Origin of the sequence: Brevibacillus sp. AF8 (genome assembly GCF_021270385.1) — a bacterium.
GTDB lineage: Bacteria > Bacillota > Bacilli > Brevibacillales > Brevibacillaceae > Brevibacillus.
In genome coordinates, this window is the sequence record NZ_JAGQDN010000002.1 from 559499 (window position 1) to 586113 (window position 26615).

The 26615-nt window shown below is 49.4% G+C and carries 21 protein-coding genes; 20 read left to right on the top strand and 1 reads right to left on the bottom strand.

Annotated features, from left to right (window positions below):
• The first annotated feature begins 1 nt into the window (after nucleotide 1).
• The 20 genes from KB186_RS05930 to KB186_RS06025 all read left to right on the top strand — a co-directional run bounded on the left by KB186_RS05930 (nucleotide 2) and on the right by KB186_RS06025 (nucleotide 25433).
• On the top strand, nucleotides 2-946 hold the full coding sequence (locus KB186_RS05930; RefSeq protein ID WP_173609349.1) for an ABC transporter permease: 945 nt from the start codon (nucleotides 2-4) through the stop codon (nucleotides 944-946).
• 28 nt (nucleotides 947-974) lie between these two features.
• The gene (locus KB186_RS05935) at nucleotides 975-1994 is read left to right on the top strand and encodes an ABC transporter ATP-binding protein (RefSeq protein WP_173609348.1); all 1020 of its coding nucleotides are present in this window, start codon (nucleotides 975-977) and stop codon (nucleotides 1992-1994) included.
• Nucleotides 1995-2942 carry an ABC transporter ATP-binding protein gene (locus tag KB186_RS05940; protein WP_173609347.1) on the top strand — a complete coding sequence of 316 codons (948 nt, stop codon included), beginning with the start codon at nucleotides 1995-1997 and terminating at the stop codon, nucleotides 2940-2942.
• Between the two features lie 36 nt (nucleotides 2943-2978).
• On the top strand, nucleotides 2979-4607 hold the full coding sequence (locus KB186_RS05945) for a peptide ABC transporter substrate-binding protein (RefSeq protein ID WP_232773236.1): 1629 nt from the start codon (nucleotides 2979-2981) through the stop codon (nucleotides 4605-4607).
• An 80-nt stretch (nucleotides 4608-4687) separates the two neighbouring features.
• Entirely contained in the window at nucleotides 4688-6490 is a 1803-nt protein-coding gene (locus KB186_RS05950) for a S9 family peptidase (protein WP_232773237.1), read from the top strand.
• Nucleotides 6491-6495: 5 nt separating this feature from the next.
• Entirely contained in the window at nucleotides 6496-8511 is a 2016-nt protein-coding gene (locus KB186_RS05955) for a S9 family peptidase (RefSeq protein WP_232773238.1), read from the top strand.
• Between the two features lie 31 nt (nucleotides 8512-8542).
• Nucleotides 8543-9922, top strand: coding sequence for a M20/M25/M40 family metallo-hydrolase (locus KB186_RS05960; protein ID WP_232773239.1), 1380 nt, complete (start codon nucleotides 8543-8545; stop codon nucleotides 9920-9922).
• Nucleotides 9923-10097: 175 nt separating this feature from the next.
• On the top strand, nucleotides 10098-11069 hold the full coding sequence (gene msrA, locus KB186_RS05965) for a peptide-methionine (S)-S-oxide reductase MsrA (protein ID WP_173609342.1): 972 nt from the start codon (nucleotides 10098-10100) through the stop codon (nucleotides 11067-11069).
• A 96-nt stretch (nucleotides 11070-11165) separates the two neighbouring features.
• Nucleotides 11166-12743, top strand: coding sequence for a glutathione ABC transporter substrate-binding protein (locus tag KB186_RS05970; RefSeq protein ID WP_221867040.1), 1578 nt, complete (start codon nucleotides 11166-11168; stop codon nucleotides 12741-12743).
• Between the two features lie 95 nt (nucleotides 12744-12838).
• Entirely contained in the window at nucleotides 12839-13741 is a 903-nt protein-coding gene (locus KB186_RS05975; RefSeq protein ID WP_173609340.1) for a M15 family metallopeptidase, read from the top strand.
• Between the two features lie 79 nt (nucleotides 13742-13820).
• A complete protein-coding gene (locus KB186_RS05980) occupies nucleotides 13821-14468 on the top strand; it encodes a TetR/AcrR family transcriptional regulator (RefSeq protein ID WP_007726477.1) in 648 nt (215 codons plus the stop codon).
• A gap of 240 nt (nucleotides 14469-14708) precedes the next feature.
• Entirely contained in the window at nucleotides 14709-15224 is a 516-nt protein-coding gene (gene accB / locus KB186_RS05985) for an acetyl-CoA carboxylase biotin carboxyl carrier protein (protein WP_173609339.1), read from the top strand.
• Between the two features lie 31 nt (nucleotides 15225-15255).
• The gene (locus KB186_RS05990) at nucleotides 15256-17379 is read left to right on the top strand and encodes a methylmalonyl-CoA mutase family protein (RefSeq protein WP_173609338.1); all 2124 of its coding nucleotides are present in this window, start codon (nucleotides 15256-15258) and stop codon (nucleotides 17377-17379) included.
• The gene (gene scpA, locus KB186_RS05995) at nucleotides 17379-19550 is read left to right on the top strand and encodes a methylmalonyl-CoA mutase (protein ID WP_173609337.1); all 2172 of its coding nucleotides are present in this window, start codon (nucleotides 17379-17381) and stop codon (nucleotides 19548-19550) included. Before KB186_RS05990 ends, scpA begins: the two co-directional genes overlap by 1 nt.
• Complete coding sequence (gene meaB, locus KB186_RS06000; protein ID WP_173609336.1) at nucleotides 19547-20599, top strand: methylmalonyl Co-A mutase-associated GTPase MeaB; 1053 nt, start codon at nucleotides 19547-19549, stop codon at nucleotides 20597-20599. The genes scpA and meaB overlap by 4 nt, the downstream gene beginning before the upstream one ends.
• Before the next feature lie 4 nt (nucleotides 20600-20603).
• Nucleotides 20604-22169 (top strand): acyl-CoA carboxylase subunit beta, encoded by a 1566-nt coding sequence (locus KB186_RS06005; RefSeq protein WP_173609335.1) that lies wholly within the window; start codon nucleotides 20604-20606, stop codon nucleotides 22167-22169.
• 148 nt (nucleotides 22170-22317) lie between these two features.
• Nucleotides 22318-22770 (top strand): acetyl-CoA carboxylase biotin carboxyl carrier protein, encoded by a 453-nt coding sequence (locus tag KB186_RS06010; protein WP_173609334.1) that lies wholly within the window; start codon nucleotides 22318-22320, stop codon nucleotides 22768-22770.
• A gap of 14 nt (nucleotides 22771-22784) precedes the next feature.
• Nucleotides 22785-24131, top strand: coding sequence for an acetyl-CoA carboxylase biotin carboxylase subunit (accC, locus tag KB186_RS06015; RefSeq protein WP_232773240.1), 1347 nt, complete (start codon nucleotides 22785-22787; stop codon nucleotides 24129-24131).
• Between the two features lie 101 nt (nucleotides 24132-24232).
• Nucleotides 24233-25012, top strand: coding sequence for a TrmB family transcriptional regulator (locus tag KB186_RS06020; protein ID WP_173609332.1), 780 nt, complete (start codon nucleotides 24233-24235; stop codon nucleotides 25010-25012).
• Between the two features lie 82 nt (nucleotides 25013-25094).
• Nucleotides 25095-25433, top strand: coding sequence for an MFS transporter (locus KB186_RS06025; protein ID WP_173609331.1), 339 nt, complete (start codon nucleotides 25095-25097; stop codon nucleotides 25431-25433).
• 285 nt (nucleotides 25434-25718) lie between these two features.
• Here the strand turns inward: KB186_RS06025 and KB186_RS06030 are convergent, their stop codons facing one another.
• Nucleotides 25719-26534, bottom strand: coding sequence for an alpha/beta fold hydrolase (locus KB186_RS06030; protein ID WP_232773241.1), 816 nt, complete (start codon nucleotides 26532-26534; stop codon nucleotides 25719-25721).
• Nucleotides 26535-26615: the final 81 nt, after the last annotated feature.

Here is a 26615-nt window from a genome sequence, read left to right on the forward strand (position 1 = left end):
AATGGCGGTAGATCAATCAGTAAATGAGTTGTTTCGACCTAGAGCTCAAAAAGCAGATGGACAGATCGCCCAGATGCGACCGAGCCTGACTCATTTTCAACAAGTAACGAGAAAGCTCGTCAGAAACAAGCTGGCCATGGTGGGTTTGACTCTGATTGTTTTATTGATTGCCATGGCGATTATTGGACCACATCTCGTTCCGTACAGTTATTCCGACCAGAGCCTTTTAAATGCAAATCAGGAAATTTCGAGCGAGCATTGGTTCGGAACAGATGAGCTGGGGCGCGACATGTTTTCACGTACATGGTACGGAGCGCAGATTTCACTGATTATCGGAATATCGGCAGCATTAATTGACTTGATCATCGGAGTGACGGTCGGCGGTATTGCCGGATACATGGCTGGTCGAGGCAAAAAGGGAGACCGGATCGATACCATCATCATGCGGTTGATCGAGGTCTTGTACGGATTGCCATACCTGCTCGTGGTGATCATGCTGATGGTTGTCATGGAGCCTGGCATTGTTACCATCATCATCGCATTGTCCGCAACCGGTTGGGTAGGAATGGCTCGTCTCGTTCGGGGACAAATCCTGCAATTGAAAAACCAGGAGTTCATCATGGCTGCGCAAGTGCTGGGTGCCAAATTCCCGCGCATTCTGTTACGCCACCTGATTCCGAATACCATCGGAGTCATCATCGTGAACTTGACGTTTACCATTCCGTCGGCGATATTTGCAGAATCTTTCCTCAGCTTTTTAGGACTGGGTGTGCAGGCGCCAATCGCAAGCTGGGGGACGATGACTAACGATGCACTCGGCGTCATTTTGACAGGGGATTGGTGGAGACTTTTCTTCCCGGCCTTGATGATTTCATTGACGATGTTTGCCTTCAACGTTTTCGGTGATGGCTTGCAGGATGCATTGGACCCAAGAATTCGCGAGTAACCTCGCCACGAAGATAGGAGGATCAGACATGGCGGATCATTTGCTGCAAGTAGAAAACCTCCGCGTACATTTCAAAACGTACGGTGGAGAGGTACAGGCTGTACGGGGAGTTACCTTTCATGTTGATCGTGGCGAGACGCTTGCGGTAGTAGGGGAGAGCGGTTGTGGAAAGAGTGTAACCGCCCAAGCGATCATGGGCTTGATCCCGAACCCGCCGGGAAGAATCGTGGATGGTCAGATTCGTTTTGACGGAAAAGTCATCACGGGGATGAGTAAGAAGGAATTGCTATCGGTTCGTGGAGCTGAGATCGGGATGGTCTTTCAGGACCCGATGACGGCACTGAATCCGACGATGAAGGTCGGCGCCCAAATCGTCGAGGGATTTGTTCGTACCCAGCAGGTCAGCAAAGAAGAGGCGCGTAAAAAAGCGATGGAGATGCTTCGGTTGGTCGGTATCCCCGATCCGGAAAAACGAGTGGATCAATACCCGCATGAGTTTTCCGGGGGAATGCGGCAACGTGTCGTCATCGCCATTGCTCTCGCCAATGATCCAAAGCTCGTCATTGCAGATGAACCGACGACAGCATTGGATGTAACGATTCAAGCACAAATCCTGGACTTGCTCCGGGAATTGCAGGAAAAGCAGCAGCTCTCCATCGTGATGATTACACATGACCTGGGTGTCGTTGCCGAAATCGCGCATCGGGCCGTGGTTATGTACGCAGGAATTGTGGTGGAAACGGGCAAGGTAGAGGATATTTTCGCAAATCCGAAGCATCCGTACACATGGGGCTTAATGCGCTCTCTGCCGCGGATCGATGGTGTGGAAAAGGAACGCCTGGTACCGATTGAGGGAACGCCGCCAGATTTATTCCACCCGCCAAAAGGTTGTCCGTTCGCTCCGCGTTGTCAGTTTGCGATGGAAATATGCGAGCAGCAAATGCCGGATGCTTCCACATTCACCGAGGGTCACGAAGCTGCATGCTGGCTACATGATCCACGCGCACCGAAGCTGGAAGAACTGGTGGCAGCAGGGAGGCAGACGTAGATGAGCCAAGCGTTGGTTGAAGTCAAAAATCTAAAAAAGCATTTTGAGATCGGCAATGGGATTACGCTAAAAGCAGTCGACGGCGTGACCTTCACCATTCATCGCGGCGAGACGCTCGGACTTGTTGGAGAGAGCGGCTGCGGGAAGTCGACGTTGGGCAGAACGATGATTCGCCTCTATGAAAATACAGATGGAGAAGTTTTGTTCAAAGGCAAAAATGCACATCGCTTAAAAGGAAAAGAGGCAGAGCAATTCCACCGCGACGTCCAAATGATTTTTCAAGACCCGCAAGCAAGTCTGAATCCGCGCATGACCGTCATGGACATTATTGCGGAGGGCCTGGATATTCACGGCTTGTCCCGTGGTGCAAGAGCGGATCGCGTCAAAGAATTGCTTGAGCTAGTTGGTCTTTCTAAGGAACATGCGAACCGATTTCCCCATGAATTCAGCGGAGGCCAAAGACAGCGGATCGGGATTGCCCGGGCACTTGCGGTCGAGCCGGAATTTATCATCGCGGATGAACCGATTTCGGCGCTTGATGTGTCGATTCAAGCGCAGGTCGTGAATCTATTGGAAGACTTGCAGCAGGACAGGGGACTGACTTACTTGTTTATCGCCCACGATCTGTCCATGGTGAAACATATTTCCACTCGAATCGGTGTGATGTACCTCGGCAAAATGGTAGAAATGGCAAACAGCTTCGAGTTGTACGCAAAGCCACTTCATCCATATACACAAGCGTTGCTGTCCTCGATTCCGATTCCTGATCCGACAATCAAGCGGGAGCGCATCATTTTGCAGGGCGATTTGCCGAGTCCTGCCAATGCTCCGAGCGGTTGTGTTTTCCGAACAAGATGCCCTAAGGCCATGGAGCAATGCGCGGCACAGGTTCCTGAATGGCAGGAAGCCGCACCGAACCATTGGGTTGCTTGTCATCTCTATCAGTAGTTCGATTTTCTATCTTAATATATAGGGGGAAACAACGTGAAGAAATTAGCTGCCTTTGCCCTGTCGCTCTCGCTCGTCATCCCGGCTTTAGCTGGTTGCGGCGGTAGTGGCGAGTCAGCATCGACTGGAGGTACCACTACCCCAGGCGCTGCTGCCAAACAAGAAGTCGTGTTCAATGCCAAGTCTGAGCCGCCAGACTTGAACCCGCTCACCTCGACGGATACCACGTCCTTCTGGATCATGGATCACTTGGGGGAAGGCTTGTACACCAAGGATAAGGACGGCAATCCGATCCTGGGACAAGCCAAGGAAGTGAAGCTGTCCGATGACAAGCTGAAGTACACGTTCATTTTGCGCGATGATGTGAAATGGACAAACGGCGAGCCAGTGACAGCCGAGGATTTTGCTTTCACGTATATGAAGCATCTTGATCCAGCCACTGCTTCGACTACGGCTTACCTGCTCTATTACATTAAAGGAGCAGAAGCATACAACAAGGGCACAGGAAAAGCCGAGGATGTAGGTATCAAGGCCGTGGATGCAAAAACGCTCGAAATCGAGCTGGTCGCACCTACATCGTACTTTGACAAAATGCTGGCTACCCGTTACTGGCACCCAATTAACAAGAAGCAGGCAGAAGCCAATCCAAAATGGGCAGCAAATGCGGATACCTACATCTCCAACGGTGCTTACAAGCTCGTATCCTGGAAACATGACTCCGAGCTCGTTATTGAAAAGAACGAGCATTATTGGAACAAAGCGGACGTAAAAATGGAAAAGATCACCTGGAAAATGGTGAATGACGCCACGACTGCTTATCAGATGTACAAGAGCGGTGAGCTCGACTTCAACAAAGAGATGCCATCTGACATCCTCGCGCAAGAAAAATCGAGCCCAGACTTTAAATCCGTTCCTTACTATGGTACGTACATGTACATGTTTAACGTAACGAAAGAACCATTTACGAATAAAAAAGTTCGCAAAGCATTCGCCATGTCACTCGACCGTAAAGCACTGTCCGAAATGGTGAGCCAAGGTGGGGAGACACCAGCTTACTCCATGGTTCCGCGTGGAGCGATGCAACCAAACGGAAAAGACTTCCGTGAAGAGGGTGGAGACTACTTCAAAGAAGATTACGAAGCAGCGAAGAAGTTGCTGGCGGAAGGTATGCAAGAAGAAGGCTGGTCCACATTTCCAGAAGTAACACTCATGTACAACACCGATGAAAGCCACAAGAAAATAGCACAAGCGATCCAAGAAATGCTCAAGAAAAACTTGGGCGTAGAAGTGAAAATGACAAACCAAGAGTGGAAAGTGTATCTGGACACAACGAAACAAAAGAACTATCAAATGGGCCGTATGGGCTGGGTAGGTCAAATCAACGACCCTGCGTTTAACCTGGACTACTATTTGGGTGAAAGCCCGAACAACCGTACTGGTTGGGTGAACAAAGAGTATGATCAGTTGAATATGGCGGCAAAAGTTGAGCAAGACCCGAACAAGCGTATGGAACTGCTTCATCAGGCAGAAGCCGTTTTGATGGATGAAATGCCGTTTATTCCAGTCTACCACTATCAGCAAAACTATTTGGTGAAACCGAATCTGGAAGGTCTCACTTTCCCAGTCAACGCGTTCCCAAGCGCTCGCTGGGCAACGAAAAAATAGAAAAAAAGAGGAGCTTCTCCTCTTTTTTCTCTTTACATACTCCAACGTGCATCTAGCCAAAGAGGAAAGGATGATTTCTCGTGATTTTGGACTATCTGCAAGTGAAATCCGCGTATCAATTGAAGGTGGTACCGCAGCGTAGAGAGATTACCTTTTTAACGAAGTTGACAGGTATTGCGCAGTTGTGGCGCTGGAATGAAGCGTCCAATTGCTCGGAGCAAGTGACCTTCTTGCCTGATCGTGTGGTAGAGGTTGACCATTCCCCATGCGGAACGAAAACGATCGTCGGTATGGACAACAAGGGAGACGAGCGGCAGCAGTTCTTTTTGCTGACCGACAATGGTGCAGTTGTAAAGCCGCTTACGGACGCTCCCGATTACTTTCACTATTTGGGAGGCTGGTCACCGTGTGGGCAAAAAATCGCGTGGTCCAGCAATCGTCGCAATCCGCGCAGCTTTGATATTTTTATACAGGATGTCGAGAGTGGTGCGTATGAGGAAGTCTTTCGCTATGATGGGCGCACAGATCCAATCGGCTGGCTGCCAGACGGGACAGGACTCATTTTCAGCGTGCAGGAGACCAACATTGACAATTGCCTGTATTTGTTGAATCTGCAAACGAAGGAAGCACAAAAGCTCTCTATCTGCAGTAAACATGCGCGCTACCATTCCTTGGTACTGTCTAATGAAGGCAAAACGGGATATCTCGTAACCAACCGTGATGAAAACACGAAAGCATTGTGCCGCTTCTCCCTGCATTCAGGAGAGCTGGACAAACTGGTGCACGACCCGAAATGGGACATTGAGGAGGCCCAATTATCTCCCGACGAGACACTTCTTGCCTTCACGATCAATGAAGGAGGCTACTCCGTTCTTGCTCTCTATTCCTTGACAGAGCAAAGCTGGGAGCGGGTAGAGGAAGCACCACGAGGAGTGATCTCTTCCTTGGCGTGGGTGAGTGATGATCAGCTCGCCTATACACTGAAAAGCCCTACACTTCCGGGCGACATCTGGACGTACACCATTTCGGAGAAAACCAGCAGACGTGTGACGAACATTGGTCAATCTGATGCTCTGGAAGATAAACTCATCGAGCCGGAATTGTGCACCTTTTACTCATTCGATGGCTTGGAAGTGCCGTATTTCCTCTATGCCAAAGATACATCTGAACATGCAGAGAAAAAACCAGTCGTCGTCTATGTCCATGGCGGGCCAGAGAGCCAAATTCGCCCGGAGTATCATCCCGTTTTTCAATTTTTGGCGAACGAAGGCTTTACGGTGGTAGCACCGAATGTTCGCGGTAGCATGGGCTATGGTCGGGAATATGTTCAGCTCGATGATCGTCGCAAGCGAATGGATTCTGTAGCAGATTTGGCTTGGCTGGTCAAAGATTTAGGCAACCGCCCAAGCGTAGACCCGAATGCGATCGGAATCATGGGTCGCAGTTACGGAGGCTTCATGACACTGGCTGCGCTTACGCATTACCCTGACCTGTGGGCTGCGGGTGTTGATATTGTGGGAATTTCCCACTTCAAAACCTTTTTGGAGAACACCGGGGAATGGAGAAGGAGATTGCGTGAGGTGGAGTACGGGTTCCTCGGCGAAGACGATGACTTTTTTGAAGAAATTGCTCCGTTGAATCACTCCCATAAGATCACGGCTCCGCTTCTCGTATTCCATGGACGCAATGATACGCGCGTTCCTGTCAGCGAAGCGGAACAGCTCGTAGCAGACATGAGAGGCAGGGGACAAGAAGTCGATTTGCACATTTTTGAGGATGAAGGCCACTTTACCGAAAAGCTGGACAATCACATCACGTTGAATCAAAAGATTTCCCAGTTCTTTTTGGAGCAACTTGCATCCACCCATAAAATCGAGGAGTGATTAGGATGACGCAAGCAAAAAGAGGTATAACGGCTGAAGATTTGTATCAAATGCGGTACGCGAGCGATCCACAGCTATCACCAGACGGAAAAACGCTTGCCTATGTGGAAAATCAAATCGATGAGTCCCACTCATACCAAAATCACTTGTTCTTACGCAAATTGGATGCGAATGAACCACAGCCTCTGACGTCTGGCTCCCGCGACACCTTTCCGCGCTGGTCGCCGGATGGTTCAAAGATTAGCTTTGTCTCGAATCGATCTGGAAAACCACAGATTTGGCTGATCGATGCAACCGGAGGAGAAGCAAGGCAGCTCACACATTGCAAAAACGGCGTCAGCAATCCGACTTGGTCACCTGACGGCGAATACATTGTCTTTTCGTCTCTCTTGGATGAGGGTGAAACATTCACAGACCTCGAGGGAACAGAGGAAAAAGGAAGGGCCAAAGCCATTCATGTCGGAAGATTGAAGTACAAATCCGATGATCTCGGGTTCATTTACGAGAAAAACAAGCAACTGGCCATTGTTCATGTCGAAACAGGCGAGGTTACACCACTCAGCGATGGCCCATACAATCATACGATTGGCTCCTGGTCGCCGGACGGAAAATGGCTTGCCATTACGGCAAACCGAGCAGAAGACCCTGATTTTCAGCATAGTGTTGACGTTTTTCTCATCCCTTTTGAAGGGGGAGAATGGAAAAAGCTGACCAACAGCAAAGGTATTTTTGCCTATCCAACCTGGTCACACGACGGTAAGAAGTTAGCGTATATCGGAAGTGAATTGGACACGCATTTGTACGCAGCACAGAAGCGCATCTGGGTATATGATTTTGAAAAGGGCGATTATACTTGCCTCACAGCGGATTGGGATGTACAGGTTGGCGATTCTACCATCGGAGACATGCGCTCGCCTGGTCACCCAAATCCAGGCGCTGTATGGACAGCGGACGGAAACGGTATGTATTTTATCGCAAGCGAACGAGGAAATTCCGGCATTTATCACGTAACACTCGACGGACAGGTCACGAATGTCGTAACGGGCAACCGGAATATTTACGGCTTTTCGCTGCATGAAAACGAACAAACGGTGGTTGCTGCTATCAGTGACCCGTTTACGCCGGGCGACTTGTATCAAATAAGTCTGAAGGACGGAGAAGAAAAACGTTTAACAGCGCTGAACGAAGAGCTATTTGCGGGCATTGAGCTTGCTGTTCCAGAAGAAATGGAGTTTGTCGCAAAGGATGGCTGGAGGCTGCACGGTTGGATGCTCAAGCCTGTCGGTTTTGAAGAAGGGAAAAAATACCCGATGGTTCTGCAAATTCATGGCGGGCCTCACTCCATGTACGGAAATACGTTTTTCCACGAGTTCCAGTTGCTGGCTGCAAAAGGCTACGCCGTACTCTATACGAATCCGAGGGGGAGCTTTGGCTACGGAGAGCGTTTTGTTCAGGCGTGCTGCGGAGACTATGGAGGAAACGATTACCGCGATTTGATGACGGCGGTGCAATTTGCATGCGATCATTTCGATTTTGTCGATGAGGATCGCTTAGGTGTCGCAGGCGGCAGCTACGGTGGCTTCATGACGAACTGGATCGTCGGTAAAACCAATCGATTCAAAGCGGGCGTAACCGATCGGAGTATTTGCAACTGGGTTAGCTTTTACGGGGTCAGTGATATCGGTTACTTTTTCACTGCCGAAGAAATTCAGGCAAATCCATTCACGAATCCGGAAAAAATGTGGCAGCATTCACCGATTCGCTTGGTAGAGAACGTCGAGACGCCTCTATTGATCATGCATGGCGAACATGACTATCGTTGCCCGATCGAACAGGCCGAGCAGCTTTATGTAACATTGAAGCATCAAGGCAAGGCTCCGGTGTCGTTTGTCCGCTTCCCGGGTGCCAGTCATGAGCTTTCCCGCAGTGGTGATCCCGAGCAACGTGTATTGAGACTGCAATATACGACGGATTGGTTTGACAGCTATTTGGTCGCACACCAGAAAGAGAAAGTCGAATAAGCAGGTAAATGTCAATAGGAGGTGCCCGATCGTGAACAAAGAACAAGTCTTAGGTATCGTACAAGAAAAGTTACCGCATGCAATCGAGAACTTGAAGCAATATTTGCGTTTTCCTACTGTATCCGCGCAGCATCAGGCCATTCCTGAGACAGTTGAATACGTGGTCAAGATGATTCATGAGCTTGGCGGAGAGACAAAGGTACTCGACAATCTTGGCGGCAATCCAGTCGTGTATGGGTTTTTTGCAGCAGGCAGTGAAGGAGACGATAGCAAAACGATCCTCTTTTACGATCACTACGATGTTCAACCACCTGAACCGTTTCATGAGTGGAACACGGAACCGTTCGATCCTACGATCATCGATGGAAAGCTATATGCGCGTGGTGCTGCCGACAATAAAGGCGATCTCGTTGCCCGTCTGACGGCGATTCAGATTTTGCAGCAGCAAGCGGGTGGTTTGCCTTGCAACATCAAGTTTCTGATCGAAGGAGAAGAAGAGATTGGCAGCCCGAATCTGGAGCCATATCTTCGAGCGTACAAGGAGCTTTTCCAGGCGGATGCCTGCATTTGGGAATTCGGTGGAAAAGACGAGAATGAGCGAATCAGCATGGTTGCCGGGATCAAAGGCATGGCGTACCTGGAACTGACATGCGTTGGAGCAGATATCGACATGCACTCCTCTGTCGGTGCGTATGTAGACAATGCAGCATGGCGCCTCGTACAGGCATTGGCGACGATGAAAAATCAGCAAAACGAGATTTTGGTCGAAGGCTTTTTCGACGGGATCGTGGAACCGACAGCAGATGAAAAGAAAGTCGTTTCTGAATTGCCGTTCAGTGAAGAGGCGACAGCAGCGCTATACGGTTTGAAACGCCCACTGATTACCGCGGCAAACAACGTGGACCCACGAGAAGCTATGGTGTTCCACCCGACCATGACCATTTGCGGTCTGGAGAGCGGCTATACAGGAGAGGGCTCGAAGACAGTGCTGCCGAAAAGCGCGAAGGCCAAGCTGGATTGCCGCCTTGTCCCAGGACAAGATCCACAGCACATCATGAATTGCATCGAAAATCATTTGGAGAAGCATGGTTTTACGGATATTACCGTCACCATGATCAACGGGCAAAGAGCGTATCGCTCCGATTTCCACCATCCATTTGTTGCTCACGTACTGGATTCGGCCCGCGTCATTTACGATCAGGAGCCAGTACTTTCGCCAAACGCGGCAGGCACAGGTCCGATGTATATTTTCGGGGAACAGTTAAAGCTTCCGGTTGTCAGTACAGGGGTAGGCTGGGTTGGCTGCAAAGTTCATGCGCCGAATGAATCTATCCGTTTGAAAGACTTCCAGGAAGGTATTGCCCATATGGTTGTCATGCTCTCTGGATTTGCCAAAGCGTTGTCAGAGTAGCAACATCCAAAGGGAATGATCATACAATCCGATAGCGAAAAGGGGACCTTTCGTGTAAAAAGGTCTCCTTTTCGATTTGGAACCCCCTCATAGCACTTCCAGAGTGGACTTTGCTTTTGCAAACCATGTACAATCGTAAATGATAATGTACATACATCTACAGGAGGCGAAATGCGTGAACAGCGATACACATCCATTCGAAATCGCAACCTTTGCAGGCGGATGCTTCTGGTGCATGGTCAGTCCGTTTGACAAGATGCCAGGCATTCAAAAAGTCGTCTCCGGCTATACAGGCGGTCATGTCGAAAACCCTACCTATGAACAGGTATGCTCTGATACGACGGGACACTATGAAGCCGTCCAAATCACCTATGATCCGTCGCTCATCTCCTATGAGGAATTGCTGCAAATGTTTTGGAGGCAAATCGACCCGACTGACGCTGGTGGTCAATTCGGCGATCGAGGTCAATCGTATGCGCCAGCGATCTTCTATCATAATGAAGAGCAAGAAAGGCTTGCGCAAAAATCCAAGCAAGAGCTGGATGCGAGCGGTCGTTTCCCGAAGGCCATTGCAACGCTGATTTTGCCAGCCAAGCCGTTCTATCCGGCGGAGGAATATCATCAGGACTACTATAAAAAAAATCCGGTCCGCTACCAATACTACCGTGCGGCATCAGGCAGAGCGAAATTCACCAAGGAAGCGTGGCGCGACCGATCGAAGCAAGAAGAGTTGAAAAAGATCTTGACTCCGCTTCAGTACGAAGTGACGCAAAATAACGGGACAGAACGTCCTTTTACGAATGAATTCTGGGATCACAAGGAAGAGGGCATCTACGTAGACATCGTCTCCAACGAGCCTTTGTTCAGTTCCTTGGACAAATTCGATTCTGGCTGCGGATGGCCATCCTTTACCAAGCCCTTGCAAGAGGAAAACGTAACCGAGCATGTGGATTTGACCCATAATATGATTCGTACAGAGGTTCGCAGCAAAGAGGCAGATTCTCATCTCGGCCACGTTTTCGAGGACGGTCCTGGGGAAAATGGTTTGCGCTACTGCATCAATTCAGCTGCATTGCGCTTCATTCCGAAGGATCGTTTGGAGGAAGAAGGGTTCGGGGAGTATAAGCGATTATTTGAAAAAGAATAGAGTGTAGACCGCTACTCTCTGGGAAACATGGGAGAAGGGCGGTCTTTTTGCTAAACATACAACTAGGTAGACATAAGAGCATGCAGGGAGGGTCCAATGAACACACAGACATTCTTACACAGAAGAATTGGACTGTTACTCGCAGCAATCATGGTTATGGCAGGCTGTTCTTTCGGTCAGGAGTCGCCTCACAACAATCAAATCGTACCGACACCCCAAAATGTTGTCGAGGGTGGGACGTTAATCATTGCACGAATGTCAGATGCGGCAAATCTCGATCCTCATTTTATTTTGACAATCAATGAGGCGAGTGTCGTCCAAGGAAAAGTGTATGAAGGGCTCGTCAAACGAGATCGGAACATGAACATTCAGCCACAGCTGGCAACGGCATGGGAACAAATCGACGATCTTACTTGGGAGTTTACTCTCCGACAAGGGGTTGTTTTTCACGATGGGACGCCCTTTCATGCAGAGGCAGTCAAGAAAACATTTGATCGCGTATTAGACCCGGCAGTGGCTTCTCCCCGAGCAGCCATGTTCGATAAAATAAAGCAGGTAAGAGTCATCAATCCGTACAAAGTGCAATTTATTCTTCACAAGCCATTTGCGCCATTGCTTTCTATTTTGGCCAGTCACGAGGGGAGCATCATTAGCCCTACGGCAATCGATAAATACGGGCGGGAATTATCGCAGCACCCGGTTGGTACTGGCCCTTATCGGTTCCAATCATGGGAGCATGGCAGTCAAATCACGTTGAGCAAAAACCAGTCCTACTGGGGCGAGGCAGCCACGCTTGATCATGTCATTTTCAAGGTTGTTCCCGATGATGCGGCTCGCATTGCGATGGTCGAGAATGGAGAAGCACATGTGGCAGAGTCGATCCCTGTCATGGAGCTGGATCGAATTCAAGCATCCAACCAGATGCGTGTCTACCGCAGTGATGCGCTTGGGACGGAGTTTATCGGGTTTAATGTATCACGGCCACCACTGAATGATCTCCGTGTGAGGAAAGCCATCAGTATGGCGATCGAGACGGGAGCGATCATTAAAGGGGTGTATAACAATGTGGGAACAAAGGCGAATTCACCGATTGGACCGCATGTGTTCGGTTACAGTCCAACTGTGAAAAGCTACCCGTACGACATCAACCAAGCGCGTCGGTTGCTCGCAGAGGCGGGCTATCCAAATGGTTTTCCCATTCAAATGATTACCTACAACAGACGGGATCGAATTTTGGTTGCCCAAGTGATACGGTCGCAGTTAAAAGGAATCGGCATCGACGCGGAGCTAAAAGTCGTCAGCTACGATGAATTTGTCCGAACGATTGAGCAAACGAAGGGTCATGAGATTTTTGTCAGTGGCTGGGCAAATGCAACCGGAGATGCCGACTATAATCAGTACAATTTGTTCCATACATCAGGCGGTGGGGCAGGCAACAGCTTTCAATACAGCAATCCCGGGCTGGATCGTCTCATCGAGGCTGGTCGTAGCGAAACAGATCCTGGAAAAAGACTCGCTATCTACGCAAAAGCACAAGAAGTGGAGCTGCAAGATGCTTTGGTTGTTCCGATTCGCAATTTGGAGAATTTGGCTGTGATTAGCAACCATATTCAGGGCTTCTCCATCAGTCCGGCAGGTTATCTGAATCTCGATCAGGTCGTGATTTCTCAATAAAACATGTAACGAAAAGCCGGTCAATTATGTCATAATAGGTACGTACTTTTTTACCTACATAATTGGATCAGCTCCCAAACGAAAGGAACGTTACAATGAGAAGTTTTCGACACCGACTTTTGCATCCGCTTGTACTCGTAACGGCATTGACATTTGTATTGTCTGGATGCAGCAGTAGTGCTGCTCCACAAGAACCACAGACACCACCATCCGTGGAGACGCCAACTCCTCCAAAGAAAGAAGAAGCGAAGCCAAAGGAGGAGACAACGCCTCTACCTGCTGAAACACCAAAGCAAGAACAACCGGAGCAACCCCAGAAGGCGAAGCCAACGGAGACGAAACCGGCAGAAAAGCCACCAGCGGGTCAGCCGCCTGAGCTATCGTTCCCAGACATCGAGGTTGTTGGTGAGCCTGAGAGTGTTGCTGTGCTGGTGAACAAACAACGCAAGCTTCCGGAAAATTATCAGCCAAATGATTTAGTGTTTCCAAACGTTCCTTACCTGCTCCCTGAAAAGAGCGAGAAACGCAAAATGCGCAAAGAAGCAGCGGGTGCGCTTGAGCAGTTATTTGCGGCAGCCCAGGCTGACGGTGTCCAATTGGCTGGCGTATCAGCCTATCGCTCCCACGCCTACCAGAAAGCGCTGTTTAATCGCTACGTAAAAAAAGACGGCGTAGAGAAGGCACGGACTTACAGTGCCGTTCCTGGGACGAGTGAGCATGAGACAGGACTCGCGATTGACGTCTCTGGGAAGGATGGAAAATGTGCTGCAACGAGCTGCTTTGCCGGAACCAAGGAAGCGAAGTGGCTGGATGAAAACGTCGAGAAGTTTGGATTTATTATTCGCTACCCAGAGGGAAAAGACGCGATTACGGGCTATATTTATGAGCCATGGCATTTGCGGTATGTAGGTACCGAGATTGCGCAAGAAATCGGAGAAAAAGGGATTACGCTTGAAGAGTATTCAGGTGCGGTGCCTGTTTCCACACCAACGAATTAAAGAAACAACGCCGATCGCTCACCGAAGAGATCGGCGTTTTTGCTAGGTAGTTATGCTATAATGTTCACGGGTGAAGATAATGGTCGAAAAATCAATCAGAGAACGTATTATTGAAACATCCATGCGCTTGTTTGAAGCAAATGGCTACCACAAAGTGACTGTGGATCAAATTGTGAAAGAAAGCGGCACGTCAAAGGGAGGATTTTATCACAACTTCAAATCAAAAGATGAACTCCTCTACATCATTCATGATCAATTTATTACGTATGTGCTGGAGAAAGCAGAGGAAGCTTACGAGAAGTGGGATACCCCGACAGAAAGACTACAAGCCATCGTAAAATCCTTCGTTATGATGATTGATCTGTATCGCTCTCAGGTTACGATTTTTTATCAGGAAAGCTTGTTTTTAGCTCCGGAGTACTACACGGATATTGAAACGAAACGGGATCGTTATAAAAAAATTATGTTCACCGTCATTTCGGACGGGATCGAATCGGGTGAGTTCCGTCCCGAGCTGCCTGTGCCGATTGTGTCCATGGCTATTTTTGGCATGGTGAACTGGATTTACAAATGGTATCAAAAGTCAGGGACGTACTCGATCGAGCAAATCGCGGATATTTATGCAGATATGGTTCTTCATTCCGTTTTGAAATCAGAATCGATGGAAAACCCGGCCTTTCAACGTTTTTTCCTGCAATCACAAGAAAATCCCTTCAAGCCATTGTAGGGATGCTAACAAGGATCATGCGGCTACACTCAAGCTTTTCGATAGGAGACAGGGGCATAGTCGCTTGATGGTCCCTTATAAAATCCTTCGATCAGACCAACTAGTTGGTCTGTACTAGTATTCTGACATTTGTTATAATATCAAAAAGACCAACTGGTCGGTCTTGCGCAATCATCACGGACCAACTAGTCGGTTCGTGAAATTATGCCAGTCAGATTCGGAAATAGGGGAGGAATAGTCGTGCTTACCATTTACGAATTACGAGAACTTGTGAAGCTATTGGAGCAGACGGACATAGAATCTTTTGAGGTAAATGACGAGGATTCTTCTTTGCGTATCAAACGAAGAAATGGGAACCAAGTCACAGCTGTACATCAGCCCCCCGTACAAACGAAAAGCGCGCCAATCGTGACGGCGGCACCCGCTGTTCTTTTGCCTAAAAAAGAAACGATTGAGCGCCCGGTCGCAACAGTACATGTGGAAGCTCCCCAGAAATCGGCGGAAGTGACGGAAAACTTGCATAAAATCACTTCACCTATGGTCGGAACCTTCTATGCAGCACCAGCCGTTGACGCAGCACCATACGTATCCGTAAATGATCGGGTAGAGCCAACTACCATTGTCTGTATTGTCGAGGCCATGAAGCTGTTTAACGAGATTGAAGCAGAAGTAAAAGGAGAGATTGTCCAAGTCTTGGTGGAAAACGGTCAGTTGGTCGAGCACGGACAGCCGTTATTCCTGGTGAAGCAGGCGTAATGGAGCAGCTTTTAAGGGGAGGACTGGAAGAGTGAGCAAACATACATGGTTCAAGGAATTCTCTGTTCCCACTTACGAGCAATGGCGGGAAGCAGCAGAGAAATCGCTAAAGGGTGCATCTTTTGATGCCAAGCTACTGACGCATTCGTACGAGGGAATTGTTCGCCAGCCAATCTATCGGTACGAAGATGTCAAAACATTGCCGCATCTGGAAGCGCTACCAGGAGAGGCGCCTTTTCATAGAGGGAATCAGCGGCCTGGCGGGCAAAAGGAACAGAAATGGGAAGTCTGTCAGGAAATCAACGCAACGAGTGCCAAGGCATTTAATCAGGCAGCCGTAGAAGACTTGGCGCGCGGACAAACGATGCTGCATCTGATAGTGGATCATGCGACATTGGCTGGACTTGACCCTGACGAAGCATTGCCGGATACGATTGGTCACAAAGGCGTATCTGTTTTTTGCCGAGAGGATATCGAACAGGCATTTGAAGGGGTGAAGCTTTCAGAGATCCCTCTTTACGTGAACACGGGGGCGCTTGGCTTGCCTATACTTTCACTCCTTTTGGCACATGTTGAAGCGACAGGCCAACAAGTCACCGAGCTTCGCGGATGTATCGGGCAAGATCCTGTAGCGGTTCTGCTAACAGAGGGCAAGCTCCCTTGTTCCTTGCAGATAGCTTATAACGCTATGGCAAGAATGACAAAATGGGCAAAAGATCATGCGCCCGCGCTGAAAACGATCCTGGTTCAAAGCAATCCTTATCAGGACGGCGGCGGAAATGCAGTAACCGAACTGGCTTTTTCACTGGCCACAGGCGTCGACTATTTGCAAGCGATGCTTGAACGGGGGCTTTCCATAGAGGATATCGCAGCACGGATGCAGTTCTCATTCTCGATTGGTTCTGATGTCTTCATGGAAATCGCGAAGCTGCGTGCGGCAAGAATGCTCTGGTCAAACATCGTGGCGGCCTACGGCGGATCAACGGAAGCCCAAAAGATGACGATTCACGCCAGAACCTCGGCCTGGACGAAGACAATCTACGATCCGTATGTCAATATGCTTCGCTCCACGACAGAAGCGTTTTCAGCCATCATTGGCGGAGCAGACAGTCTGCATGTATCCGCATTTGACGAAGCGATCCGCCCCGCCAATGAGTTTTCGAGAAGAATCGCCAGAAATACGCAAATCATTTTGCAAGAAGAAGCACATTTGGCAAAAGTGATCGACCCTGCGGGAGGTTCTTGGTACGTAGAATGGCTCACAGATGCATTAGCGAAAAAAGCATGGGAGCTGTTCCAGCAGGTAGAAGCGCAGGGTGGCATGCTGAGCGCCTTAGAAGCAGGCTTCCCACAAGGCTTGATCTCCCAGATCGCGGATCAAAAAGCAGTGAGCATCGATACGCGTAAAAAACGTTTGGTTGGAACCAATATGTATGCCAATACTGCTGAGCAGCCACTCAAGGCCGAGAGTCTTCCGAGCATTTACGAAGAGCGAGCAGAGAAAGCACGATCCCTTCGGCAGAAACAGGACACGACTCTTCTTTCAGCAGAGCTAGATGCGTTGTCAAAACATACCGATGAGCTTGTGGCACAAGCAGTAAAAGCAGTGCTTCATGGAGCGACTGTGGGCGATATCGCCAAAGCCATGAAACGTGAAGATTCAGTGGAGACAACCATTCAGCCACTCCGTATTCACCGGGCATCCGAACGCTTTGAAGCCTTGCGGATGCAAGCGGATGATTTCTTGAAAACAACAGGCAAAAGACCGACCGTGTTCTTGGCGACGATGGGGCCAGTGGCAAAGCATAAGGCCCGGGCAGACTTTGCAGCAGAATTTTTTGCAGTTGGCGGCTTTGACGTTTTGCGCAAGCAAGCATTCTCTACCACTGAAGAGGCGGCCGAAGCTGCGGTGGCATCCGGTGCGATGATCTTGGTCGTTTGTTCAGACGATGCGAGTTATCCGGAGCAGGTTCCACCGTTGGCTCATGCAATCAAGCAACGTGTACCTCAGATGACGGTTCTGTTGGCAGGCTTGCCTGATGCGGAGCAGCTGGCTACTTATAAGGCGGCCGGTGTAGATGATTGCATCCACATGCGTTCCAATTGCTACGAGATGCTGAGAGAACTTCAGGAGCGGATAGGAGTGAGCTCATAATGAAGCGACCTGATTTTTCAAAAATGGCTTATCAGTCCAAACGAGATGTGTCTGATTTGTTTCCCCAACTGGGTTCAAACTCACAAGGAATGGAGCAAATGTGGCACACGCTTGAGCAGATCCCTGTAAAACCTCTGTACACAATGGAAGATGTGGAGGGCATGGATCACCTCGGCTACATGCCTGGTTTGCCACCATATACGCGCGGTCCGTATCCGACGATGTACGTGACTCAGCCATGGACGGTTCGCCAATATGCCGGCTTTTCTACGGCGGAAGAGAGTAACGCTTTTTATCGACGGAATTTGGCTGCTGGACAAAAAGGGCTGTCGATTGCCTTTGACCTTGCTACACATCGCGGCTATGACTCCGATCATCCCCGGGTAGTTGGTGATGTCGGGAAAGCGGGCGTGGCAGTTGACTCCATTCTCGATATGAAAATCTTGTTCGACGGCATCCCCCTCGATAAAATGTCCGTCTCCATGACGATGAACGGCGCGGTTTTGCCCATTATGGCGTTTTATATTGTGGCAGCTGAAGAGCAAGGGGTATCGCAGGCGGAGCTTACCGGAACGATCCAAAATGACATTTTGAAGGAATACATGGTTCGGAATACTTACATTTATCCGCCAGAAGCGTCGATGAAGATCATTTCCGATATTTTTGCCTACACCTCCAAGCACATGCCCAAATTCAACAGCATCAGTATTTCAGGCTACCACCTGCAAGAAGCGGGTGCGACCGCGGATATTGAATTGGCTTACACACTGGCAGATGGCTTGGAATACGTTCGCACGGGACTTGCAGCAGGCATTGACATCGATGCGTTTGCGCCGCGGCTGTCGTTTTTCTGGGCGATTGGCATGAACTACTTCATGGAAGTGGCGAAAATGCGTGCAGGCCGCCTGATTTGGGCCAATCTGATCAAACAGTTCCATCCGAAAAACGAAAAATCGATGGCACTGCGGACACACTCACAAACGTCCGGATGGAGTTTGACGGAGCAGGACCCGTATAACAACGTAGTGCGGACGTGCATCGAGGCCATGGCAGCGGCTCTGGGGCATACCCAATCTCTGCACACGAACGCTTTGGATGAAGCGATTGCGTTGCCGACAGACTTTTCGGCCCGGATCGCGCGAAATACGCAGTTGTTTTTGCAGGACGAAACAGAGATAACCAAGGTCGTCGATCCGTGGGCAGGCTCCTATTACGTCGAGTCCTTGACAGCCCAGCTCGTGGAAAAAGCGTGGGCGCACATCGAAGAAATCGAAGCACTTGGTGGTATGGCGAAAGCAATTGAGACGGGATTGCCGAAAATGAAGATCGAGGAAGCGGCTGCACGCCGTCAGGCACATATCGATTCGGCGAAGGAAGCCATAATTGGCGTGAACAAATACCGTCTGGACAAAGAAGATCCGCTGGAAATTCTCGAAGTCGACAATACAGCGGTTCGAGAAGCGCAAATCAGACGTTTGCAGGAGCTGCGCAGTAACCGTGACGAGGCGAGAGTGCAAGCAACACTACAGGCCATCACGGAATGCGCGAAAACGGGCGAAGGCAATCTGTTGGAGCTGGCCATTGAAGCGGCGCGAGCAAGAGCTTCTTTGGGCGAAATATCGGATGCCTATGAAAAGGTCGTCGGGAGACACAAGGCGGTCATTCGCTCCATCAGCGGCGTCTACAGTTCCGAATACGCTGATGCCGAAGAGGTAGCGGCTGTGCGCAAGATGGCAGATGAATTCGAGCAGTGGGAAGGCAGACGTCCCCGCATTATGATCGCGAAAATGGGTCAGGACGGACATGACAGGGGCGCGAAAGTGATTGCCACCGCTTTTGCCGATTTGGGCTTTGACGTCGATATCGGTCCGTTGTTCCAGACACCTGAGGAAACAGCGAAGCAGGCGATAGAAAATGACGTACACGTGATCGGCTTCAGCTCGCTTGCGGCAGGACATAAAACATTGCTGCCACAACTGGTGGAGGAGCTCAAAAAGCTGGGACGCGAAGATATTGTCGTCGTTATAGGTGGTGTGATACCAGCGCAGGATTACGCCTTTTTGCGAGAGCATGGTGCCGCAGCTATCTTCGGACCGGGAACAGTCATTCCTGTTGCAGCTCAGCATGTTCTGCAAGAGGTAGTGTATCGCTTGGAGGCTGCAGGACAATGACCGGGGGCAAGGCTGACAAGAATTTCTTGAACGTTTCCTCCAAGGCACGCCTCCCACGCTTATCCGTGGACCAATACGTCACGGGCGTACGAGAGAATAACCGATCGGTTTTGGCACAGGCAATTACACTGGCTGAGAGCAATGCTCCCGCTCATATGGATATGGCCCAAGAGGTGATCAAGCAGCTGCTTCCTCATACAGGTCGCTCCATACGCATAGGTATATCCGGTGTACCAGGGGCGGGCAAGAGCACGTTCATTGAAGCATTTGGCAGTATGCTCTGCGAAAAAGGTCATCGTGTCGCTGTTTTGGCCGTTGATCCGAGTAGTACGGTTACACGCGGGAGCATTCTCGGCGACAAGACGCGGATGGAGCTCTTGTCACGCAATCCACAGGCGTTCATCCGACCGTCTGCCACGGGCGGCACGCTGGGAGGAGTCAATCGGAAGACGCGGGAAACAATGCTGATCTGTGAGGCAGCAGGCTATGATGTGATTTTGGTCGAAACGGTCGGGGTCGGACAAAGCGAGACGACAGTCAGGTCTATGGTCGATTTCTTTTTACTCTTGATGCTGACAGGGGCGGGCGATGAACTGCAAGGAATTAAAAAAGGCATTATGGAAATTGCGGATGCGCTGCTGATCAATAAAGCCGATGGGGAAAACCGCACGCGTGCCTTGATCGCCAAAGGGGAATACAATCGTGTTCTGCATTACTTGCAGCCGGCAACCACTGGCTGGGAGACGAAGGCATACATGTGTTCTTCGCTGACAGGGGAAGGCATTGAAGATATTTGGAAGGTCATCGGTCAATTTCGTGAAACCACTATCCAATCAGGTGGCTTCGAAGCAAGACGCAAAGCGCAGCTACTCGATTGGATGCACAGTATGGCTGAGGACTACTTGCGCGCGACCTTTTTCGGCAACCAGCAAGTAGCCGAGCTGCTTCCCTCCATTGAAGGAGCCGTTGCGAGTGGCGAGATTTCACCGACGAGCGCCGTACAGCAATTAGTGGCGATCTATGAGAATGCGATCATGAAAAAGGAATAGAGAGATGGTGGCCCATATGAGCAGCAATATGTACGAAAAAATTGATGAATTGATGGAACGCAAATATAAAATCCAGCTTGGCGGCGGAGATGCTCGCATCGATGCCCAGCATAACCGCGGCAAGTTGACCGCACGTGAGCGGATCGAGCTTCTGCTTGACCCAGACACCTTTATGGAGCTGAACCCGTTTGTTGAGCATCGCGCTACGCATTTTGGCCTCGACCAGATGGAGGCACCAGGCGAGGGCGTCGTGACGGGTTACGGAAAAATCAACGGTCGCCCTGTCTATTTGTTCGCGCAGGATTTCACGGTGTTTGGCGGTGCTCTGGGAGAGATGCACGCCATGAAAATCGCCAAGGTAATGGACTTGGCAGCGAAAAACGGCGCTCCCTTTATCGGTCTGAACGATTCCGGCGGCGCACGTATTCAAGAAGGGGTAAGCTCACTGGATGGCTACGGCACGATTTTTTACCGCAATGCCATTTACTCCGGCGTGATTCCGCAAATCTCTGTCATCCTCGGTCCGTGTGCGGGAGGAGCCGTTTACTCGCCAGCGATTACGGATTTCGTGTTCATGGTAGAGAAGACGAGTCAAATGTTCATCACAGGACCAAAAGTGATCGAAACCGTTACAGGTGAAAAAATATCCGCAGAGGACCTAGGCGGAGCCAAAGTCCATTCGACGGTGAGCGGCAATGCCCATTTTACGGCAGAAACCGAACAGGAAGTACTGGAAGGCGTGCGCAGGCTGCTCAGCTTCCTTCCGCAAAACAATCGTGATCGCGCGCCTGTGATAAAAGCAGAGGAGAATAATGGTTGGCAGGAGGAGCTTTTGGAGCTGGTACCTGCTGAAAGCACGAAAGTATACGATGTGCGCAAGGTCATCGAAAAAATCGTGGATCACGGTGATTTCATGGAAGTACAGCCAAACTTTGCCCGCAATATCGTGATCGGTCTGGCGCGTATCGATGGACACAGTGTCGGCATTATCGCGAACCAGCCGAAGGTCATGGCAGGTGGGCTGGACATTCATTCATCGGATAAGCTGGCACGGTTCATCCGGTTCTGCGACTGCTTCAACATTCCACTGCTGACCTTTGAAGATGTCTCTGGCTTTTTCCCGGGAATCAATCAGGAGCATGGAGGGATTATCCGTCACGGGGCGAAAATCTTGTATGCATACTCAGAAGCAACGGTTCCCAAAATCACCGTGATTCTGCGCAAAGCTTACGGAGGCGCTTATGTGGCGCTCAACTCCAAATCGATTGGGGCAGATGTCGTGTATGCATGGCCGAATGCAGAGATTGCCGTCATGGGTCCCGAGGGGGCAGCCAACGTCATTTTTGCAAAGGAAATCGAACAAAGTGAGGACCCGGCAGCGACTCGCGCAGAGAAAATAGCCCTCTATCGTGAAAAGTTCGCCAATCCATATGTCGCGGCAAGTCTCGGGATGGTGGACGACGTCATCGATCCGCGTGAAACCCGCCAAAAAGTCGCGCAAGCCCTGGAAATGCTAAGAAACAAGCAGGAAGACCGTCCGTACAAAAAGCACGGCAATATCCCATTGTAAAAAAACTATTTTCGAGGTCTTTTCATGGATGAGCGACCGCGTTTTAGCGGAAAGTTTTTATCCGCTCCAGAAAGCTTAAGCAAAGTCGCTTTGACATGTTGTACTTAAGCTTTCTTACACGAAAAAAGAAAGGAGCTCTGATCGTGCTATGAAGCTGCATGAACTGCGTGAATTCATCAAGCTGGTGAATCAGTCTTCCATTGAGGAGTTGGAATGGGAGAAGGGGAAGACCCGCATCGTGATCAAGAAAAGCGCACCAGTCGAAGTCGTGGCTGTCAATACACCTGTACAGGTGGACGAAGTGGAGCATGGCTATCAGGAGGCAGCCGCCACTGCTGAGTCTGTCAATGTTGTTACTGAGGCACCTGAGGAAGAAGTGACACAACAAGTCATGTCACCGGGAGTAGGACTGTTCTATGCGGAAGTGACAGTAGGGCAGACCGTTCAAGCAGGCGAAAAGGTTGGACGCTGCACGGCCGATGCTCTTCAGCTATCTGCGGATATTACGACCCCCGTTAGCGGAATCATCACGGAAATTCTCGTCATGGATGGTCAGTTTGTCGATTATGGAAAAGCTTTGCTTGTTGTCAAAACTCAGTAGGAAGGAGAGGGCCTATGTTTACGAAAGTATTAATTGCCAATCGCGGCGAAATCGCTGTCCGCATTATCCGCGCTTGTCAGGAATTAGGGATACGTACAGTCGCTGTCTTTTCTGAGGCGGACCGGGAAGCATTGCACGTAGAATTGGCGGATGAAGCGTATTGCATCGGACCTACGGCGTCCAAGGACAGCTATTTGAACATGGCACGGATTATGACGGTTGCTCTACACACGAAGGCAGACGCTATCCATCCGGGCTATGGCTTCTTGGCGGAAAACGCTTCGTTTGCCCAGCTTTGCCAAGATTGCTCCATTACCTTTATCGGTCCAGATCCGGAAGCAATCACCAAAATGGGTGACAAAGCCGTAGCAAAAGCAACGATGAGTCAAGCAAATGTTCCATTAGTTCCCGGCACCGACGGCTTGATTGAAGACATCGATGAGGCATTGCAGGTGGCGGAGAAAATCGGCTATCCTGTCATCGTAAAAGCAACAGCTGGAGGCGGCGGAAGAGGCATGCGTGTCGCTTTTGACGCCGAAGAGTTGTCCAAGGCGATTCGGCAAGCCCAGAAAGAAGCGGAGACGGCATTCGGCAACGCTGGCGTGTACTTGGAAAAATATGTAGAAGAGCCGCGGCATGTAGAGATTCAAATCATGGGTGATAAGCATGGCAACGTGGTGTACTTGGGAGAGCGGGATTGCTCCATCCAACGTCGTCACCAAAAGCTGGTAGAAGAAGCACCATCTCCTGCGCTGGACCAAGCTCTCCGCGAGCAAATGGGGCAAGCTGCGGTGGTGGCAGCCAAAGCGGTTTCGTACCACGGAGCTGGTACCGTTGAATTTTTGCTCGACAAGCACGGCCAATTTTACTTCATGGAAATGAATACACGCATTCAGGTAGAGCATCCCGTGACAGAGATGATCACAGGGATCGACTTGATCAAAGAACAAATATCTGTCGCAGCAGGCAATCCGTTATCCTTCTCACAAGAAGACGTGAAAATCAACGGATGGGCCATCGAGTGCAGAATCAACGCGGAGAATCCTGCGAAGAACTTTATGCCATCACCAGGGAAGGTCATCAATTACTTGCCGCCTGGCGGTTACGGTGTACGCGTGGACAGTGCCGTTTATCCTGGCTACGAAATCTCCCCCTTCTATGACTCAATGGTGGCCAAGCTGATCGTTTGGGGAACCGATCGCAACGAAGCATTGGCTCGTATGAAGCGGGCGCTAGGTGAGTTTGTCATCGAAGGCGTACATACGACGGTTCCCTTCCATGAGAAGCTACTGGAGCACCCTGACTTTGTCGCAGGGAATTTCGCTACGAATTTTCTGGAAAAAAATACACTGAATTTGTAACGAGCATGAAAGAACTGTGACAGAAATGCCTCTCTGTTACAGTTCTTTTTTCATTTATAGCAGTATTCATTTATACTACTAAAAAGAAAGGAGGTAACACCTTGATTGATGAGCTTCGAAAAATCGGATTGTCAGACCTGGAAGCCAGATGTTATTTGGTGCTTCACGAGGAACCCAAAATATCTGGATATGAAGTTGCCAAGAAAGTTTCCGTCTCTCGGACAAATGTATACGCTGCCCTTCGAGCATTGACGGAAAAGGGCATGTGCCGCATGATCGAATCGGAGCCTGTTCTTTATGATGCGGTACCAATCGAGCAACTGATTCGTTTGTTACAATCGGAATTTGATCAAACAACCCGTGTCCTTCAAGAACAGTTAAAATCCACCCCCAGAACGTCTCCTTCCTTTTATAATTGGCAAGGTGACAAAGCGATTGAAACAGCCATCAAACGTATCGTCTCAAATGCAAACAAAAGCATTGTTGTCGATATTTGGTCTGAAGATGTTCATTGGGTAGAAGAACCGCTGGTAGAAGCAGAAAAACAAGGGGTTGCTGTCACGCTAATATCCATTGGCGAATGCCATGCAAAGCTAAAAAATATTGTCGTACATAAAAGAAGTGCGGAATGGAATCAAGTGCAATCCAGGAAGTTCTCTATTCTTTGCGATGCACATTCGGCATTGCTGGGTAGCTTTGGGCGAGGGATCAAGCCCACTATACTGGAGACCGACCACCCGTCTCTCATTGAGTTACTGCAAAATGCTTTCTACCATGACATCATCATGGGTCAGATCGAGAAGGATTTCGGCCAAGTGCTGGAAGAGAAATATGGGAGTGACTATGTAAGCATTATCACACCTTACAGGGAATACTTATAACGAGTATTTCCTCTTTTTTCGACTGATTTATAGTCGTGTTTATAAATACCTCTAATAATCGTTGACAGGAAGTGACTCTTGTATGAACTACACCCATTCTGAAAAGACAAGGACGCTGGACACTAAACGATGGTGGGCACTGTTTGTTTTACTACTCGGAACGATTATGGTTATCTTGGATTCTTTTATTGTGAATGTTGCCATTCCAACGATACAGGAACAACTTCATGCAAGTACAACACATATACAATTCATAGTGGCATCTTACGTTCTGTCTTATGCTGTATTATTAATTGCCGGAGCTCGTTTAGGAGATTGGCAAGGAAGAAAAAGAATGTTCCTTGTAGGCATGGGGATATTTATTGTGGCCTCGGCGTTGTGTAGGTTTTCATTGAGCGCGGGCAGACAGCCAATGCACTAGGGATTGCAGCCATTGGAACCGTATTTTTTGCTGTCCTGTCCCAGTCAGCTACATACACGGGTACATCAGCGCTTCAACTACAATTGCACGCTTTTATTGTAGCGTTAGCATGCAGTGCCATTCTAGGGGTGGTGACCTTTATTCTCATCCTATGTTTACAAAAAAAGAAGTCAGTGGCTTCAAGTTCGAAGGCGACTCTCGTTATCAACCAAAAAGGGAATGAAACACAAAAAGCAGCCAATCCTTAAAGGGTTGGCTGTTGATTATGGAGGAGCCTCTATTCTATTATTTCAACTCATCAAGAAAGCTACTTACTGCCTGAAAGTATCCATCAGGGTCAGTAGAATGAATATCATGCCCGCACTCAGCAAAACTTGCAAGCCTTGTGTTTGGCCTTTGGGTAACCATGCGCTCGGCTTGACTTTCATCCAGTACAAAGCTTTTTTTGCCATGAATCAGCAAGATCGGGCAAGAAGACGCCAGCCATTCGTTCCACCATTCCCCGTTAATGTGTCGTTGAGAGATAGGCATGCCTTTTAAATCAGAACGGAATCCCCAGCCTTGTTCATCCTCAAATACGCTTTCCGAAAAATAATCGACTGCCCGAACCCCGGCTTCTTCGAGGGATTTCCTAAGATCGTGTAAAGAAGGGGAGCGATGTGGGAGTTTTTCTGCAAAGGATAAGTCGGCCTTAATTTCTACGCCGATATCTTCCACGATGACTGCGTTCACAAGCTCGGGATAACGGGCAGCAAATTGATAAGCGTTGACTCCTCCTAAAGAATGCCCGACGATCGTAACAGGAGCTCCATCCAACACGGTCTGAACAAAGGCGAGAATGTCGTTGAGATAGCCTTCACGTGAATAATCCGTATCTGGGGCATGCTCGCTCCAACCGTGACCTCGTTGATCCAATCCAATCACGCGCCAATCTGTGAATCTGGAAGCAAACGCTGAAAAAGTTCGTGAATCATTCATATGACCATGCAGCAGGAGCAAAACTCTTTGACTGCCCCCGCCAAAATCGAGGTAAGATAGTTTTACATTGCCTGATTGGAAAAATTTCCTTGTTATCGTCCTTTTTTCTTGTGGCTGAAGCATATAGTAATTCCTCCTTATTTATCATCAGCGTCATGTCCAACTCGACTTCTCTTACACAATAACAGATAATAGTGACAGGAA

Bases quoted from the DNA above. Each gene is read 5' to 3' on its own strand.
- meaB (WP_173609336.1), top strand. From the start codon at position 19,547: ATGACCGGGGGCAAGGCTGACAAGAATTTCTTGAACGTTTCCTCCAAG.
- accC (WP_232773240.1), top strand. From the start codon at position 22,785: ATGTTTACGAAAGTATTAATTGCCAATCGCGGCGAAATCGCTGTCCGC.
- KB186_RS06005 (WP_173609335.1), top strand. From the start codon at position 20,604: ATGGTGGCCCATATGAGCAGCAATATGTACGAAAAAATTGATGAATTG.
- scpA (WP_173609337.1), top strand. From the start codon at position 17,379: ATGAAGCGACCTGATTTTTCAAAAATGGCTTATCAGTCCAAACGAGAT.
- KB186_RS05940 (WP_173609347.1), top strand. From the start codon at position 1,995: ATGAGCCAAGCGTTGGTTGAAGTCAAAAATCTAAAAAAGCATTTTGAG.
- KB186_RS06025 (WP_173609331.1), top strand. From the start codon at position 25,095: ATGAACTACACCCATTCTGAAAAGACAAGGACGCTGGACACTAAACGA.
- KB186_RS06010 (WP_173609334.1), top strand. From the start codon at position 22,318: ATGAAGCTGCATGAACTGCGTGAATTCATCAAGCTGGTGAATCAGTCT.
- KB186_RS05935 (WP_173609348.1), top strand. From the start codon at position 975: ATGGCGGATCATTTGCTGCAAGTAGAAAACCTCCGCGTACATTTCAAA.
- KB186_RS05930 (WP_173609349.1), top strand. From the start codon at position 2: ATGGCGGTAGATCAATCAGTAAATGAGTTGTTTCGACCTAGAGCTCAA.
- KB186_RS06030 (WP_232773241.1), bottom strand. From the start codon at position 26,534: ATGCTTCAGCCACAAGAAAAAAGGACGATAACAAGGAAATTTTTCCAA.
- KB186_RS05955 (WP_232773238.1), top strand. From the start codon at position 6,496: ATGACGCAAGCAAAAAGAGGTATAACGGCTGAAGATTTGTATCAAATG.
- KB186_RS05975 (WP_173609340.1), top strand. From the start codon at position 12,839: ATGAGAAGTTTTCGACACCGACTTTTGCATCCGCTTGTACTCGTAACG.
- KB186_RS05980 (WP_007726477.1), top strand. From the start codon at position 13,821: ATGGTCGAAAAATCAATCAGAGAACGTATTATTGAAACATCCATGCGC.
- KB186_RS05970 (WP_221867040.1), top strand. From the start codon at position 11,166: ATGAACACACAGACATTCTTACACAGAAGAATTGGACTGTTACTCGCA.